Below are 17625 nucleotides of genomic sequence, written 5' to 3'. Positions count from 1 at the left end.
TTTAAACATTATTACTCAACCCAACTAGCGTTAGTCGTATGAGGAGTAAAATTTGATGGATCAGTATTACTTCCTGACGGATTAATTTTAGTATAATCGCAGGTTGCACTTTGCATACTTTCGCAGTTTCCTGCTGGTCTGCTTGATTTTAATTGGTAAGTACCACTAATTAACACATACTCTCCAGCGGCTTTATTACTTGAAGTGAAAGCGCTTCCAACGGCAAATAATACTGCCGCACCTAATAATAATTTAAAATTTTTCATAATAAAAAGTTTTTGATTTGTTGCTTACTCTGGTTTGAAGGTTTTCAGCTTCCCCTTATTTTGGACCCAATAATTATGATTCATTAAACTGATCTCATTTATTGTATTTGATTATATGTATAGTTTTCTGGCTCAGATTTTTTGAAGGACCAAATAGCCAAATAGGTGATAACAACAAAAAATAGATTGAAAATTAAATGTTGCGGCCAGCTTAGATGCTTTATTACACCACCACAGCTACATGGTACATATTCGAACACATGGAATAATACAAGTGCTGTATAAATTGTGAAGAGGCTCATTAAAATTAATGATGCGTATAATGCCAGTAACCTTGTTTTTTCAAATATGAGTCCTAAAACTATTCCTATTTCAGTAAGCGGAACTAACCATCGCAGAATCGGGGTTAAACTGTTTGGGAATGGTTGATTATTTAAGTCATAAGTGAAACCCTTAAAATCCACAAATTTGCTCACTGCTGTATAAAGAAACAATATCACCAGTAGCAGGACAACAATATCTATAATTAGTCTTTTATTTCGCATGACTTGGTTAATTTGTTAGTTTTGAAGGATTTAACTTTAATTATTTCTTTTCGGCATTACTATACCAGTTTCCTTCAATTGAAAAATCATATCGTGAACAAGACAAATGTAAAGTTGTATTTCATTAGAAAGCAACACTTTAAAGTGCTAATTCCTGAATTAGCACCACCAGAATAGCGCTACCATTGATCAACATTACATTTAAAATTTCACTGAAATTTGAATAAAAAATAAAATGGTGACATGTTAGCCACCATTTTAACTGTATTATTTTCTCTTTTTTTTCGGTTTTCCAAAATCAAATGATGTCTTCCCATCTTCATCTAGTAAAATATATGCATCAAACTTGTTCCCGGACCTGCTTTTCATTCCTCGTAAAAGGGATGTTTTCTTTTTTAAAATCAAGTTCTCTATTTCTTTATCACTAAGTGTAACCTCACAAACAGATTTAAATTGAATCCATTGGCAATTCTGGTCAGGACATTTAACAACATAATCATTAAAAATTAAATTATGATTTTTGCATTTTGGGCATTTTAATGCTGGAGTATTGGCTACTATAGTTGTAGATAATAATTCCGAAGTAATACTTTTAGCGTAATCCTCCATTTCCTTTTGGAACACCTGTGAATCCAATTCGTTGTTTTCTATTTTTTGAAGAGCTAATTCCCACTGGGCTGTCATTGATACATCAGCGATTTTCTTTTCCTTTACAAGTTCATAAACTTGAAGTCCTTTTTGGGTAGGGATTAGATTTTTTTTCTCTCGTAGAATATAATTCCGATCAAATAAAACCTCAATTATTGCTGCTCGCGTGGCAGGAGTACCAATACCAATATTATCAAGCGATTTTCGTTCTTCTTCATTCTCAATCTGTCTACCTGCATTTTCCATTGCTGATAAAAGACCAGCCTCAGTATACAGTGCAGGTGGTCGAGTTTTCTTTTCTAAAATACTTCCTTCTTTAATATTGAGTGAATCACCTTCTTTTAAAATTGGAATGTCCATTAAAACTTCCTCTTCCTTGTCCTCATCTTGAAAATGATTTTGTATCGCACGCCAGCCGGGATCTATAACTCGTGCTCCTTTCAAAATGAATTCATAATGCAAGGATTCAAGTTTTATGTCTGTAATTTCTTTTGCGCATTGATAGCAAATGGCTTCAAGGAGTCTTAGGGCAATCATATCATAAATTGCATTTTCCTTAGTTGAAAGAGCAGAAGGAATTTTTTCTGTTATCAATAATGCATGGTGATCAGTAACCTTTAGATCATTAACAATCCTTTTATTAAATCGACCCCATTTAACATTGTTGATCCGTTCTTTATATCCTTCTCGATTTTCCAGCGCTCTTACCAAATCTGGTATTTCCGGCCAGATATCGTTAGAAAGATACTTGCTGCCAGTTCTAGGATATGTAATGAACTTTTTTTCATACAGGGTTTGAGCAATCGATAAGGTTTCTTCGGCTGTGAGGTCTAGTTTCTTGTTGGCTTCTTTTTGCAGAGCAGTAAGATCAAAAAGTAATGGGGGCTGTTCATTTGAATTACGAGTAGTTACAGAATTAACAACTGAATTTCCGAGACGCTCGATGGATTTCATGACCTCCATCGTTTTATCTTTATCTTTCCATTTATCTTTGGAGATGCTAGAAAAGGTCATTCCATCTTTTGAATATTTAAGTTCTAATTGCCAATAGGTCTCAACTTTAAAATTTTTATTATCTATGTATCTCTTGCAAATTAAACTTAAAGTCGGAGTTTGAACTCTCCCTAAAGAATAAACCCCATTTCCGGCTTGCAATGAAAGTGCCTGCGTTGAATTTATTCCTACCAGCCAATCAGCACGGCTTCTGGCTTGGGCGGCAAAGAATAATCCGTCAAAATCATATCCTGGCTTTAAACTTGCAAAACCTTGATGGATGGCTTTTTCTGTTAATGAACTAATCCAAAGACGATCAAATGGTTTTTTACAATTCAAATAATCATAGATATACCTGAATATGAGTTCACCTTCTCTTCCGGCGTCAGTAGCAACGATTATGCTTTCACATTCTTCAAAAATCGTTTCTATAATTTTCAACTGCTTTACTGCACCTGGATCATCCAGATACCCTTTCTCTTTCTTTATTTTCCTTACTGTAAGGATGAATGGATCTGGTAAAATTGGTAAACTTTCCTTTTTAAAGCCTGCTATACCATAATCTGATGGCATTGCTAAGGAAATCAAATGACCTATTGCCCAGGTGACCACATACCCATTGCCTTTGAGGTATCCATCATGCTTTTCTGTAGCCCCCAGGAGAGATGCTATCTCGCGGGCGACACTTGGTTTTTCTGCTATTACTGCTTTCATACTTTAGATTTTTATGATGCCCTGCGACCTCTTTTTTTAGTAGCATTAGATACCCCATTTTGTTTATTCTGCGGCGTTTTATTGCGAGGTGATGTTTGTCCTGACTTTAATGGGTCGTTAATATTCTTTGTAGCTACATTTGTTTTACCCTCAGAATTAACTGCAACTTGCGTTTTTTGAGTTTCTGCAGGGGTTGACTTTTGCTTAAGATTATTGGGATTTTTAAAATTAAAGTCTAACTTCCCACTCTCTTTATTAAGCCAAACATATCCAGGATATTCTTTTCCTGAATCATTTTTAAAATCAGCAATATATACTGTTTCGCCGTTTGAAATCTTATTGTACTGGTCGAATGTAAACTCTTTCCTTCTGTAAACTTTAGGTATCTCAGTGGATTGACTTTGAGAATTTACCTGATTTTGCATTTTAGCATTACCTTTATCAAACTGAAACTCGATATGGCCTTTAAATGCATTAAATTGAATTTCTCCGTTAAACAAAGAATTACGCTTTGAAAGCATTCCTTCAAGGTATATTGATTTCCCCTCCAATAACTCTTTTTTTTGCTCAGGTGAAATTGTCACTCCCTTGATCACATCATCAATTTGAATGTTTGCTACTGAATAAGCAACCACTTGCTTTGTATCCTTATCAAGGCTTATTAAATGAGGCAGATGAGTTTTACCGTCTTCCGTCAGATTAACAGCTCGTCCCATGTTTCCTTTTTCCAACAAGTGAGCCTTGTCTTCATCTGTAAATTGATGGCCAAAAAACGGTTTATCCAATTCTATTTCATTCTTCTTTGGAAGCATGTTAAAGACAGCCTTACCATTTTTGCCCATTTCAAGCCAAAGTTTGCCTTCTGTATCGAGTTTTTGATTTCCGACTTTTACTGATATTGGAAGCATTTCGGCTGTTTTGAATCCTTTTAATAGAGAATCAAGTAGACCAGTTTTGGCGAAATCTTCCCGTGTCCAACCAAAATTTTGAAGACTCTTCCAGTCAATTTTGTCCACTGAATAGCGGTTGCTATTTTCAGGTTTGTTTTCTTGTTGTGCCATAGTATTTTTATTATTTTGTGGGTTTATAATTTCTTTAAGACCTTTCAAAAGATCTGCTCCTTCAAGTTTTGCGGAATTAACAAACTGTTGCATTTTTTTTGCTATCAGTACCGCACTCTGAATAGGGACTTTAAAAAAATTAAATCGTGTAGGATTACTAATCTGGCTAAAGAAATTCCTTAAAAAATTGGAAAGCATATCTTCATTTTTATTAATTTTCAAAAATGAATTTTCCTTTCTTTTTGCCGGATCTACCGTTTCTAATTTATCCTTCTCTCCAGATTTTTTCTTAATACCCTTTACAGCCAAAATTTTATTGGCCTCCTTATCATGCACAAGTAATGTATCCGTTAAATCATTTACCTGATCTGATTTGTGCGTTGGTGATTGATTATTGCTCATAACATTAATACTTTATAAAATCTCAGATCAAGGTATTTTATATATTGATACGAACCTGCATGTTGGAATTAGAAGGAACTATTCGTCTGTCATTTTCCTTTTACGTTTGGTTGGAGTATTGAAACTGTCCCGAATAAATTGGTGAACATCCGACAATTTGTAATAAAGTTTACCGCTAATAGTGTAATAGAGTAATTTACCTTCGGACCTGTATCGTTGCAAAGAACGATTACTAATTTTCAGCATTTGAAGTAGATCTTGATTGTCAAGCAATTCTTCTCCATCAATTGCATTATTATTTTTTTTCATTTCTCTTACACTTTGGGAAATCAAATCAAATCGATCCATGATTCGTTCCATCCAGGCTATAAATTCTAATCTGTCAATATTCATATCTGATCATAATTATTTGTTCTGATACAAATTTCTTCGACATAAAAAATATAATCAACCAAGTTTACGACAGCCGTACCAAGAGAAATATGAAATATTTATTTTTTTCATTAGTGCTAAAATTCGTTATAAAAGGTATTATCAATGATCTAGAAAAATTAGGAAACTTGGTAGACCTTGGCAGATCTTGGCAAAAAAAAGACAACCATTTGGTTGTCCGTTGGTTTGAATGATTAAAGATTTTTATTCATATATTCTTCCAAACTTACTTTTAGATAATCTAAAAATGCTGTCTTACTTCCGGCTCTAACTTTCATGCGATGGAATGCATGATGGAAATCGCCCAATTCGATCTGAAATAGTGTTTCTGTTATCGCACTGATTTTTGATATAGCCAATCTTCCATTTGATAATGACCTGGCTGCATATAAGGCATAAATTAGTTCTATCAAAGCATTTTTGGAATCGGTCCAGAACATATCATCATAATTTATGTAAGTTAAGGACGTCGACTGACCTTCAGATTCAGGATTTAATCTGTTTCTTATGTAGTTATATAAAAGTTCATCTGCGATAATATGGGCAACTTTGTAATCGTAGTATGTAGAAAAATGTGGATCAATTTCAAATACAAAACTATTCAAGCCTTCCATAATATCTATATTCCCCAGTGAGAAATACTTTTCATCAAGATCCTCTCGACCTGATTTAATATATCGGTAGAAATCTGAATCTACGAAATGCTCTTTAAACTCTTTGTTTAATTTATCTAATTCATTTTCAAAATACGTTTTGTAAAACTCGCCACCTTTGGCAGGACAAGATGTTTCAATCCTATAAATCTTATTGTAGTATATAAGTTTTCCAAGAATCTGAGGTTTAATGTTCTTGAAAAAATTAATCTCCTGTTTTTTATCAATAAATCCTTTTTCTGCTACAAGATTTTTAGTTTCAATAAGTAATTCTTGGAGGACAAAAGTCATTTGGTTAGCTTCTTTAATTACCTTTTCCTTATCTAGTGTAATTTTGTACTCTTGAATTTCAATACGTTTTACTATAGTATCATAAATTGATTTTATCATGGTAAAAATATATTACTAAGGTTCGTAAACTATCAGGTCCAGTGATATCAGCAATCTTAAAAATATAATATTTTTTCCCTACGTCGCGAAATATTTAATTTCCTTATTAATTATTCATTATATATTTTTTACTAATAACATCCATTCAATACGTGCGTTTCTGTTATAATATTTATGTGTTTATAATTTGATTGTAAAGCAATTTAAATTAATGTATGGTGTAATTATTTGCTATTTAATATTTGAAAGTATTAAGTCAATATTCGTACACTACTGTGCAGTTACCGTATAAGTCAAAATCAGTTTTATCGGCTCTTATGAAATGTGAACAATAATCGAATTTTAATGTTAAGGTCTTATTACTTAACCTGTTTCCTGTTATTATGGCTAAGAGAAAAAAAACGGGGTACAATTATGAAATGCTTACTAATGCATGTTTTATAGAAATAGAAGGGTTAGACCTTGAAAATATAAAGAAAATTATGGAAAAGGAAGATAAACCTGTTTCTGATGAAGAAGCAGAGGAAATAGGTGAGTTTTTGAAACTTCTAAAAAGCATAACCATTAAGGAATTTTTTTCCCCTAAAAACAATTTGGAATAATTCATTTTCATAAAGTTTATAAAATAATAATCCTTCCAAACCTTATATTTGGAAGGATTAAAATGGGGGACACTTTACTACCACCTTTTCTTTTCCATTTTTTTTAAAAAATCTTTTCCGTTTTCATGTAATTCATTTAAAGACTTTTCTTTACCCTCTTGAATCCATTCTAATAATTCTACTTTAGAAAAATGGAGCCTATTGCCTTTTTTATAAAATGGTATCTCGCGTAAACAGACCTTTGAGTAAAGTGTTGGCAATGATAATTTCAAAATCTTACATGCCTCTTTTGCTCCAATAAATTCAATATCGTTCGATTCCTTTTGAATTCGATCCAATAAAATGTTTTCTATACTGTCCAATCTTTCTTCAATTCTTTTAAGAATATTTGGCAATTGGTCAAATGTGTATTCCATAATTTTCTATTCAATTTAAAAAGACAGAGGGGATTATATCCATAAATGGCTTTGACTGACGCAAATTGGCCTTCAAAGGTAAACGCTATGGTAATTTCTATAGATGTTTAGGCAAACCAGCACAACTTTAGATATTAATAATATCTTTTGGATTGTCACACTTTTCCAGATCGACAATGTTCTTGCCGATGTCAAATAGATTGATCTTAATTTTTTCAGAAGCTTCTTTTTTTAGACTGTCCACAATCTTAGCGTATATTTGAGTAGTTTTGATATCCTTATGACCTAATAGTTTTGAAACAGTATATATAGAAGTTCCAGCTGCAATTTGCAATGTTGCAAAAGTATGCCTAAAACCATGAAAAGTAAAATGTTTCTCTATGCCCGCATTTACTAACCATTTTTTTAATTCAGCAACTGTGTTATGGTAATTTAAACCTTCGAATACTCTTGAATCAGAGTTACCTCTTTGCCCTAATAATTTGATTGTTTGATCTGATACTGGATGATACTCTGCATTTTCTGTTTTTTCTTGGTTGTAAACTATGTAATAATTTCCTTCTGTGCCGTGAATCTCACTCCATAATAACTTTTCTACATCCGAATATCTGAAACCGGTCATCGCTGAAAATAGTCCAGCTTTTTTTACAATGGGATTGCCGCATTTTGCATTTGCCATTCTTTGCAATTCTTCCATAAATAAAAATGGGCGATGTGTTTCTTGGGGAGTGATACTGTCTATTATTGAGCCTAAATCTGTTGGAAGAAAACGTTTTTTAAAAGCTTCTTTCAATGTTAATTTGAACCGTCCATAATAGGCTACCGCCGTATTTTTCTTGATTGTTTTCCTACGTCCCAATGCGGGACAGGTTAATAAGTAGTCAGCATATTCTTCGCATAGGGTTTCATTAAGCTCGTTGAAAGGTATTTTAGGACCCACAAAAGTCTTAAAATATCTAACTGACATTACCCAGTTATAACAGTTATTCCTCTTTCTTGCTTCCTGTTCAAAGAATTCGATAAAGTTAGACTTCATCTTTTCCTCAGAAATAAAATCGAATCTTTTACTTTGTAATTCTATATGACGCTGGGCTCTTACATACTCGGCTAGAGCTAAAGTTTCCTTATTAAACTTCCTTTCGTTGTCATTTTTAGGACGATTATATATGAATAATTTCAGGTAGTGCTTTCGTTCCATTTTACCTGTTTCTGGATTATATATTGGAGGCCATATGTCCAGAAATAAAGATTGTCTACCTTTAGATATAGGTTTTTTTCTTAGTGTTACTTTTGACATAATCTTAGATTTTAGAGTAATATAAATACTGTATGATAAAGACTAGATATACTGGTTGTTAAAGGGGATATTTGGCGTCAGAGTTCCAAATAAATTGATAATTAACCACTATAAATACCTAACTGAATCCTCTTCAGAATATGTTCAATTTTAACTCTAGGTACATACACAAATTTTCCCTTTTGGAATTTGGGAATATTATGTCTTGCAATAAGATTTTTTAAAGATGTTTCTGAAATGCTATATTCTTTTTGAATTTGTCCAATGGTAAAACAATCTTTTAATGGTGTCCATTCTAGGTTTTCCAAATCTTCCGTTGGTTTTTGATCTACCTTTGGTTTGACTTCAAACAATGCATCAATATCTTTCTTTAATAGACGTATCTTTCTGATTGATAAATTAGCTGCTGGAATACTGCCGCTCTTAACCATTCGATAGACTGTTCTCTTATCACATTTCAGCAATGCAGCAGCTTCCTTGATTGTTAAATAATCAAGGGTTTTAAGTGCAAAATAAGAGTTAGGATCTTCTTTAGGTTTTGATTGGGTTTTGGGAACTAGCTGAGTTGCTTCAGTTAATTTTTCCCTAAGTTCTCTAATATTAAGCTTATAAGCTCTCGAATTACAGGTTTTGCTACAGTATTTGGTAACTGTTGTTTGGGCAATAAATTCAAGCCCACAATGGTCGCAAATCTTCTTGATTTTCATAATATTTTATTTGTGGGAGGAATAATTTGGCTTAAGGTGCATTACGGTACATTTAGGTACAATAAGATGCAATAAGATACCTTAAGTGACATTACCTCACCCGGGTTAAAAAAAATAAAATATTATTGATTTGAGGGACAAATAGGGGACAAAACTGAGTAAAACTAACCAAACTTAGAAAAACTCTTACAAAATTAGAAATTCTATAAGTGATTAATAATCAATAGTTTGGTTTGTTTTAGTTTGTTTTATTTGTTGTACTTATTTGCCGATACAAAACTTGGAAAAAATATTCCCCAGCACCTCATCATTCGTCACTTCACCGGATATCTCACCAAGATGTTCTAAAGCATTTCTCAGTTCATAGGCCAGCAGTTCTGTAGAAATCTGGAAAGAAATGGCTTCTTTTACTTTATGGGTGGCCTCCAAAGATTTCCGAAGGGCTTCAAAATGTCTTTGGTTGGTAATGACCACATTATTTTCCTGAGACTTTAACTGCTCAACGTAGGAAGACAGTTCATTTTTAAGGTCCTGGATATTTTGGTTTTCTACCGCTGATATTCTGATAAAATCAAATTCCTGGGTAATTTCATTTCTGAAAATGTCTTCTACAGCTTCATATTTCGGAGGCAGTACTTCGTCAATTTTTGTGGCACAGATAATCAGCTTCAGATCGTCTCTCTGTAAAGATTTTATCATTTCAATATCCTCAGAATAATCTTCTGTAGCAGCATCTGCAAGGTAAACCAGAATATTGGCATTCTCCACTTTTTCCTTCGCTTTTTTCACTCCGATTGCTTCAATTTCATCCTGGGTTTCACGAAGTCCGGCTGTATCGATCAAACGGAATGCATGACCTTTGATATGCAGCACTTCTTCGATGGTATCCCTTGTGGTTCCGGCAATATTACTGACGATCGCCCTTTCTTCTTTCAATAAAGCATTTAATAAGGTTGATTTTCCAGCGTTCGGTTTTCCAATGATAGCAACCGCTGTTCCGTTTTTGATGGCATTTCCATATTGGAAACTTTCAATAAGAGAGTCTAATTTTAATTCGATCTTATCCAGCAGTCCGTTAAGAGCCGATCTGTCCGCAAATTCTACATCCTCTTCAGCAAAATCCAGTTCCAGCTCAATCAGGGAAACAAAATTCAGAAGATCTGTTCTCAGGATCGATATTTCATTGGTAATTCCTCCTTTCAGCTGATTGATCGCTACTTTTCGGGAAGCTTCATTTTCAGACGCAATCACATCTGCAATGGCTTCCGCCTGCGAAAGATCTATTCTTCCGTTGATAAAGGCACGGAGGGTGAATTCTCCTGCTTTTGCCATTCTTGCCCCGTTCTTAGTCAGAGTTTCCAAAATACGTTTTCCGATATGCGGTGAGCCGTGAAAAGCTATTTCCACAGAATTTTCTGTAGTAAAACTTTTCGGAGCCAGAAAAATAGAAAGCATCACTTCATCAATAGCTTCCTCACCATCCATAAAATACCCGTAATGGATGGTATGAGACTTCTGCTTTTCCAGTTTTTTGCCCGGAAAACTCTTCTGGACAACCGGTAAAGCATCGTTCCCTGAAACTCTGATAATCCCTAAAGCTCCTACTCCATTGGCTGTGGCCAGTGCGCAAATCGTATCGTTATTCATGGTGCAAATTTACGTTTTTTCAGGCTAATTTCTGATGGGGTATTTTATACAGATTGTCTATGACTTTGATCGGAATTATTGGAGTTTTCAAGTCATTGCAAGGAACAAAGTGACGAAGCAATCTCAATTCGTGATCATTCGTGCTAAACATTTATATTATTTGTGTTGAGATATCAATAATTCTGCAAAAACAAAAATCCCGTGTAATTAGTCTCCGGGAGATTAAAACATTCCCTTTTTAAAATAAGGCTACTCCGCCACTTGTTCCTTGCAATGACAATTATTTCTGCCGTTTTCCTAATTCTCTTACTTTCTGAAGCCATCCGTTACGCTGTATCTCGGTAGAATTTCGTATGACACCTATATAAGTAACCTTCACCGGTTTTACACCACAGAATTCCAGCGTTGATTTTTTCAGCTGATTAATGCTCGGCCTTCCATAAAAAAGCAGGTAATACCATCCCGGCTGATCCAGTGTTGTAATGATGTGGGCGGTTTTCCCTTTCAGCAGCTTATCCCACCAAACTGAATTTTCTCTGTAGCGGTAGGCAAATCCCGGAAGAAAAAGTCTGTCAATAAACCCCTTCATCAGGGCAGGCAAACCGTCCCACCAGACTGGATGGATCCAGACCAGATGATCTGCCCACTGGATAATTTCCCAGGCTTTCAACAGATCGGGCTCCAGTTCCATTCTTTTCTGGTACCCAAAGTGAAGAACAGGATCAAATTCCAATTCTGCTATTATGATTTCTCTGACTTCAGCTCCTGATTGCTCGGCTCCTCTCTTGTAAGCTTCTGCCATTCCAAAATTGAAGGAATCCTTGTTGGGATGCCCGTTAATAATGGCTATTTTCTTCATCTTGATGTTTGTATATGTATGGATTCATAAGCTTTAAGCTTCTCCAGAAGTAAGGATGGCTGATGCAGCTGGTGGCTGAAATACGTATTATTTTCATGGAAATTATTCAATAGCTCTTCCGTATGAAGCACCGCAGAAAGTGCCGTTAATTCTGCCTGTCCCTTTGTGCTTTGAAGGCTTAGTTTTTCATTCCCGGATTTAGTTTTTATAATAATCTCAAATACGCTCTGATCGCCATTTCCACTTGACCCAAAAATCATTCTCCGTTCTTTAAGTGATAAAATATTGAAAATCCTCACCTTTTGAAATGCCCCTAAAAGCCATGTGATGAACTTCGAATTATAAGTCATCTTCACACTCACATTAGGTATGTTTTCTATCTGATTGAGAATATATAAATCCGGTACATCAAAGTTGTAAGCTTCTCTTTTCCCTATTCCAAATGAAAAGTTAAAATCTTCGGAATCTAAAAAATGTTTTATGGGAACCTGTCGGTTATTTTCATACCTGATAAAAGGCTTGGCTACATTTTCGGCCATAAAATGCGCCGAGCTTTCTCCTGCAAGGTCTTTCACGGAATAGTATACAAAAAGTTTCACTTCCTGAATATCGTCCGTATTACCTGAAAGTGTTTTTACCAATCCGTTGACAATACCTCCCATCCATCCGGAGCTGAAGACAATCCTGCTATGGACATCTCTGTTTTTAGCAATTGCATAGGCTTTGACAAGATCGGGAGTCGGTTTGGTGATATCCAGATAATCTATTTTATTTTCGATGGCAAAACGAAGAATATGATCCTCTTTATCATTCACAGAAAGAATGACCAGATCTATTTTCTTTTCCAGAATCACCTGAAAAGTCCCAGGATCAGTAACATCAATTTTAAGATGATTGCCTGTTCCTCCCTTTCTTCCGCCAACGAATATATTGACATGTGGATTTCTAGATTTTAAAATCCGGATAATTGTTTTACCTACAAGGCCGTTTCCTCCAACGACCAGAATATTGTGCTCCATAATATTTTTTTTACAAAATTATAGAGCTGTAATGCCGTGGCGTAGGACAAATGTCTAAAAATTATATGACCGTTTCTTTTCTGATTCTGCTGAGATGTCTCTGTGTAATTCCTAAATAAGAGGCCAAATACTGCAGAGGAATTTTCTGAACATAATCGGGCTGATTGCCAAGCAGCGTTTCATACCGCTGTGCTGCACTGTCTCTTTGGAGCTGAAAAAATCTTTTCTCGAGCTCAAGATATTCCTGTTCAGCTATCATCTTTAAAAATTTCGTCCAGTTGAGATCATCTTTTATCAGATCATCTATTGCATCTTTTTTTAAAACCAGCAAATCGGCATCGGTAATAGCCTGCATATTTTCCCTGCTGAGACAATCTGAAATAAATGAGGAATAACTGGCCATAAGCTGATTGGGAAACCTGAAGCAGTAAGTCATATCCTTTCCATTATCCGCAATATAATAGGAACGGAAAATTCCCGATATAATGAATGCTATTTCCCTGCATTTGTCGCCTTCCTGCACAAAAAAGTCATTTTTATACACTTTTCTGGCTTCAAAAAGCTGTAAGAAATCTTTAATCTCATGGTCTGAGAATATACCAAAGCTCCGGAAATAGTTTTCTATCATATTTTTCAAATTGTACTTAAAACCCTGAAAGTTTTTCTTCAGCTTTGTTTTTTTACAAAATTAAACAAATACAAAAGCGGCTGCAAGCCTTTTCTTTGATGCTTATTTTAACTTTAGCCTTTTAAGTATGATTATATTCAAAATTTGAATGTAATCATCTACCTGTTAGAAATCTTATCCGATGATGAAAAATAAAACCATTTCAGAACGAAATGGTTTTACCTGCTTTGAATTTAATAAGTATATGAAGATATGAATGATGTTTTTTATTGACACAAAGATAGATGGTCCCGTAAGATGTTCTGTCAGGGGAATCCCTAAAATTATATCCGTGAAAATACGGTTGTAGATATAAAAAAGCCCTGCGGATTTCTCTGCAGGGCTTCAGAATTTATCTAACAATTATTAATGTTCAAAGTATGGAATTCAATGTTTAAAGTCTAAAATTGACCATTCACATTTATCTATTAAAGCGGACTTACCAAATCAAGGAACCATGTTTTAATGTCTCCCTCAAGGTAAGGCCCAATTTTTTCTTCACATGTTCTGTGATAGTCATTCAGCCATTTAATTTCTCCTTCTGAAAGAATTTCTTTTACAATAGTATCCTTAAAGAACGGGCAGAACGTAAGGGTTTCAAACTCATAGAAAGTTCCGTGAATTGTTTTTTCCGCTTCTTTTACAGCAATCAGGTTTTCGTGTCGGATTCCATATTCTCCTTCAAGATAATATCCGGGCTCATTGGAACATACCATTCCAGGTAGAAGATCTTGTGGATTCATATCTTTTCTGATGCTCTGCGGACCTTCATGAACGTTCATGAAGCTTCCTACTCCATGGCCAGTTCCATGATTGAAGTCCTTTCCTTCCATCCAAAGTGGAAGCCTTGCAATGGCATCAAGGTGAACCCCTTTTGTTCCTTTCGGGAATTTCACCATGGATAAACGGATCAGACCCTGAAGCACTAAAGTGGAGTTTCTTTTGAACTCATCGGAAACAGCTCCTAACGCCAGGGTTCTTGTAATATCGGTCGTTCCTTCCAGGTACTGCCCCCCTGAATCTACCAGGATACTTGCATCGTTGGTAACCTCTTTACTTCCTTCACTTTTTGCTGAATAGTGCATGATAGCTCCGTTATCCTTATATCCTACAATGCTGCCGAAGCTTTCTCCAACGAAGTTTTCTCCTTCTGCACGGAAGCCTCTCAGTTTTTCACCGATAGAATATTCGTTCATACTTTCTTTTCCTGCATTATGGGTCAGCCAGTAAAGAAATTTCACCATGGCAACACCATCCCTTACCATTACTTTTCTGAACCCTTCCAGCTCGGTTTCATTTTTCTGAGCTTTCATCAGGTTACCGGGAACCGGAGCTTTTATAAACTGGTTGTTTTCTTTTAAAGTTTCAATGATCATCTGGTTACTGTTTGGAGAAACCAGGATTTTTTCATTTTTGAATGCTTTCAGATAATTGTAAAACTCTTCATAAGGCATCATTTTCACAAACGAGTCATCCATTTGTTTTCTTGCCTCCACTTCCAGCTTTTCAAGATCTGTGAACAGTACTGCATCATTTTTGGTAATGACAACATATCCTAAAAACACAGGATTGCTCTGTACATCGCTTCCCCTTAAATTCAGTGTCCACGCTACATCATCAAGACTGGAAATAATATGAACAGTAGCTTCCTGGTCTTCCATTTTCTGACGGATAGCTCCCAGTTTATCTGTAACAGATTGTCCGGCTCTCTCTACAGGATGTACGAAAATAGGATTTTTTGAGGGTGTACCTCTGTCTTTCCAGATCTCTTTTAATAACGGAAGATCTGTTAAGGTAATATTTTTTGACTGCAATTTTTGTGAAATCAGCTCCCAATTGGCATTGGAAGTGGCAACAGCATTAACGGCTACTTTTCCGCCTGCAGGAATCTGGGAGATAATCCAGTCAATATAATTGGGTGTTCCTTCCATTCCGTCTTTGAAAAGATCGATTCCTGAACCTTCCAGCTCTATGGCAGCCTGAGTAAAGTATCTTCCGTCTGTCCAAAGCCCTGCTTTGTCTTTTGTAATTACCACAAAACCTGCAGAACCCAAAAATCCTGACAGCCAAGCTCTTTCCTGCCATTCTTCAGGTAAATATTCGCTCATATGCGGATCCGCAGAATATACTATAAATGCATCAACATTATTCTTTTGCATTTCTTCACGAAGTGCAGCCACTTTTTCCTTTGAAGTCATTCTTTTCTTTTTTAAACACCGAAAGTTACAAAAAAATTGAGGTTCAGAAGTGTATTCCATCCTGTATTTTCGTTAATAATCTGTTATTTTTTCTTTCATATGCATTAATCCTTAAAGGCAACAATATTTATAATTACATACCACAAAAACAACATTATTGCTAAACATATAAAGTTTTGGAGAGATTATTGCTATTATTCTGGCATGAGAGAGCAGAATTATAAAAATCACAGGAAATTTTATCCTCCCCATCATTTTATTTATCTTCCGCTACTGATCGTGCTGGAAATTCTTGGAATTTATAAAATCTGGGACGATCCTGAAAATAAGCTGATATGGATATTATTTTCGACCGTGATATTTCTGCTTTTCTACCTGACTTTTATGACGAGACAGCATTATGCGCTGGGACTTCAGAACCGTCTGGTAATGCTTGAATTTAAACAGCGGTATTTTGAAATTTTCGGACAGAGATCTGATGAAACGGCTGATAAGCTGAGATTTGACCAAATTGCAGCATTAAGGTTCGCCTATGATGATGAATTCAGGGAACTTCTGTACCGGGCACTTCACGAAAATATATCAGGAGACGAGATCAAGCGTTCTATCAAGAACTGGAGAGCCGATCGCCAGAGAATCTGATTTAACACCAAAAATATTATATCATGAGAAAGTTAACTTTATACAGTATGATCGTTTTCACATTGCTAACGTTAACAAGCTGTGAAGCAATTGAAACTATTTTTAAGGCTGGAATGTGGTGGGGAATTATCCTGGTCGTTGCAGTAGTAGTAATCCTTTTTCTAATCTTTTCGAGGGGTAAGAACTCTTAACCATTTTTTATGGAGAAGAATACGGATCTGGAAATTATTTCCCACTTAAAGCCTTCAAAAATTATCAAGATCATGAATGATCCCGAAGCCTCCGCAAAGGCGGTACATCTTGTATATACCACCGATGCGGAAACTGCCGGGATTACCCGTAAAAAAACGGGGAAAAAGTATTCTTATTACAAAAACGGAGAAAAGCTTAAAGATAAAGATGAGATTGCCAGAATCAATAAGCTGGTGATACCCCCTGCCTGGGAAAATGTATGGATTTGTGCATTGGACAATGGTCATCTTCAGGCCACTGGTTTTGATATAAAAAAAAGAAAACAATACCGGTATCATCCCTTATGGAGTGCTTTAAGAAATCACACAAAATTTTACAGAATGCTTCAGTTCGGGTATGCATTGCCCAATATCCGGCTTCATGTGGAACAGGATCTCGCTTTAAGAAATTTTGAGAAGAGAAAAATCCTGGCATTAATTGTAAGTTTAATGCAGCATACAAACATCCGTATCGGTAATAATGCCTATGAAAAGCTATATGGCTCTTTTGGTTTAACGACTCTGAAAGGCAAACATGTGAAAATTAACGGTCAGAAAATTTCCTTTTCGTTTAAAGGGAAGAAAGGGATTATGCATAATATTGATCTCAAAAGTCGAAGATTATCAAGGCTTGTGCAGAAATGCAAGGATATTCCAGGAAAAGAACTTTTCCAGTATTTTGATGATGAAGGAAACCGTCATTCGATAGATTCGGGGATGGTAAATGAGTATATTAAGGAAATAAGCGGGGAAGATTTTACAGCCAAAGATTTCAGAACATGGTCGGGAACAGTAAGTGCTTTAATTGCTTTTAAAGAGATAGGCTACGCCGAAAATAACAGTCAATATAAAAAGAAAGTAAAGGAAGCCTTGGATATGGTTGCAGAACACCTGGGGAATACCAGTACGGTCTGCAGAAAATACTATGTGCATCCGCTGGTGATCAATCTTTATGAGAATAATACGATCAAAAAATATCTTGATGAACTGGAACAGATCGAAGAAAATGACGGAAAAGCAGGCCTCACCCAGGAAGAAAAGCTAGTCCTGAAAATTCTGGAAAATGAAAAGATGTAAGTTGCCGATAAGAATTTAAAGATCAACAAGAAAACACCATATCTACTCATTTTGAATCATCAAAAAATGATATTTTTTAAATTTAAAACAGTATTAAATTTTATTTTATAAAGATGAGCTGCTTTTTTTCTTTGCGTTAATTATTGTAAATTTGTATACC

General features: G+C 35.3%; 17 protein-coding genes. 3 read left to right on the top strand and 14 right to left on the bottom strand.

Translation table 11 applies throughout. The annotated features are described in order from the left end of the window. Positions 1–11: 11 nt before the first annotated feature. The 6 genes from DRF61_RS17530 to DRF61_RS17505 all read right to left on the bottom strand — a co-directional run bounded on the left by DRF61_RS17530 (position 12) and on the right by DRF61_RS17505 (position 6104). Complete coding sequence (locus DRF61_RS17530; RefSeq protein WP_111959408.1) at positions 12–266, bottom strand: DUF6520 family protein; 255 nt, start codon at positions 264–266, stop codon at positions 12–14. Positions 267–364: 98 nt separating this feature from the next. Beyond that, positions 365–811, bottom strand: coding sequence for a MauE/DoxX family redox-associated membrane protein (locus DRF61_RS23135; protein ID WP_111959406.1), 447 nt, complete (start codon positions 809–811; stop codon positions 365–367). A 267-nt stretch (positions 812–1078) separates the two neighbouring features. Next, the gene (locus tag DRF61_RS17520) at positions 1079–3166 is read right to left on the bottom strand and encodes a type IA DNA topoisomerase (RefSeq protein WP_111959404.1); all 2088 of its coding nucleotides are present in this window, start codon (positions 3164–3166) and stop codon (positions 1079–1081) included. Between the two features lie 11 nt (positions 3167–3177). After that, positions 3178–4629, bottom strand: a complete 1452-nt coding sequence (locus DRF61_RS17515) for a DUF3945 domain-containing protein (protein ID WP_111959402.1) — start codon at positions 4627–4629, stop codon at positions 3178–3180. 78 nt (positions 4630–4707) lie between these two features. Beyond that, positions 4708–5022 carry a helix-turn-helix domain-containing protein gene (locus tag DRF61_RS17510; RefSeq protein ID WP_111959399.1) on the bottom strand — a complete coding sequence of 105 codons (315 nt, stop codon included), beginning with the start codon at positions 5020–5022 and terminating at the stop codon, positions 4708–4710. Between the two features lie 233 nt (positions 5023–5255). Then, the gene (locus DRF61_RS17505; RefSeq protein ID WP_111959397.1) at positions 5256–6104 is read right to left on the bottom strand and encodes an RteC domain-containing protein; all 849 of its coding nucleotides are present in this window, start codon (positions 6102–6104) and stop codon (positions 5256–5258) included. Between the two features lie 383 nt (positions 6105–6487). Between DRF61_RS17505 and DRF61_RS17500 the strand changes: the two genes are divergently transcribed. After that, a complete protein-coding gene (locus DRF61_RS17500) occupies positions 6488–6706 on the top strand; it encodes a hypothetical protein (RefSeq protein ID WP_111959395.1) in 219 nt (72 codons plus the stop codon). 77 nt (positions 6707–6783) lie between these two features. Here the strand turns inward: DRF61_RS17500 and DRF61_RS17495 are convergent, their stop codons facing one another. From DRF61_RS17495 to DRF61_RS17460, 8 genes are all read right to left on the bottom strand, one after another. Continuing rightward, a complete protein-coding gene (locus DRF61_RS17495; RefSeq protein ID WP_111959393.1) occupies positions 6784–7122 on the bottom strand; it encodes a helix-turn-helix domain-containing protein in 339 nt (112 codons plus the stop codon). A gap of 127 nt (positions 7123–7249) precedes the next feature. Next, positions 7250–8419, bottom strand: a complete 1170-nt coding sequence (locus tag DRF61_RS17490) for a site-specific integrase (protein WP_111959391.1) — start codon at positions 8417–8419, stop codon at positions 7250–7252. A gap of 101 nt (positions 8420–8520) precedes the next feature. Next, a complete protein-coding gene (locus tag DRF61_RS17485) occupies positions 8521–9126 on the bottom strand; it encodes a helix-turn-helix domain-containing protein (protein WP_111959389.1) in 606 nt (201 codons plus the stop codon). A 261-nt stretch (positions 9127–9387) separates the two neighbouring features. After that, positions 9388–10773, bottom strand: a complete 1386-nt coding sequence (gene mnmE, locus DRF61_RS17480) for a tRNA uridine-5-carboxymethylaminomethyl(34) synthesis GTPase MnmE (RefSeq protein WP_111959387.1) — start codon at positions 10771–10773, stop codon at positions 9388–9390. A gap of 280 nt (positions 10774–11053) precedes the next feature. Then, positions 11054–11632: an NAD(P)H-dependent oxidoreductase gene (locus DRF61_RS17475; RefSeq protein ID WP_111959385.1), complete on the bottom strand. Its 579-nt coding sequence runs from the start codon at positions 11630–11632 to the stop codon at positions 11054–11056. Then, a complete protein-coding gene (locus tag DRF61_RS17470) occupies positions 11629–12651 on the bottom strand; it encodes a saccharopine dehydrogenase family protein (RefSeq protein ID WP_111959383.1) in 1023 nt (340 codons plus the stop codon). Before DRF61_RS17470 ends, DRF61_RS17475 begins: the two co-directional genes overlap by 4 nt. 61 nt (positions 12652–12712) lie before the next feature. After that, positions 12713–13279 (bottom strand): Crp/Fnr family transcriptional regulator, encoded by a 567-nt coding sequence (locus tag DRF61_RS17465; protein ID WP_111959381.1) that lies wholly within the window; start codon positions 13277–13279, stop codon positions 12713–12715. A gap of 467 nt (positions 13280–13746) precedes the next feature. Next, entirely contained in the window at positions 13747–15516 is a 1770-nt protein-coding gene (locus tag DRF61_RS17460) for an aminopeptidase P family protein (RefSeq protein WP_111959379.1), read from the bottom strand. 204 nt (positions 15517–15720) lie between these two features. Between DRF61_RS17460 and DRF61_RS17455 the strand changes: the two genes are divergently transcribed. Next, complete coding sequence (locus DRF61_RS17455; protein WP_111959376.1) at positions 15721–16158, top strand: DUF6526 family protein; 438 nt, start codon at positions 15721–15723, stop codon at positions 16156–16158. Positions 16159–16358: 200 nt separating this feature from the next. Beyond that, positions 16359–17465 (top strand): DNA topoisomerase IB, encoded by a 1107-nt coding sequence (locus DRF61_RS17445; protein WP_111959371.1) that lies wholly within the window; start codon positions 16359–16361, stop codon positions 17463–17465. Positions 17466–17625 lie beyond the last annotated feature (160 nt).

The sequence above is a fragment of the Chryseobacterium lathyri genome (genome assembly GCF_003290185.1).
Lineage (GTDB): Bacteria > Bacteroidota > Bacteroidia > Flavobacteriales > Weeksellaceae > Chryseobacterium > Chryseobacterium lathyri.
This window is presented reverse-complemented; position numbering and strand designations above follow the sequence as displayed.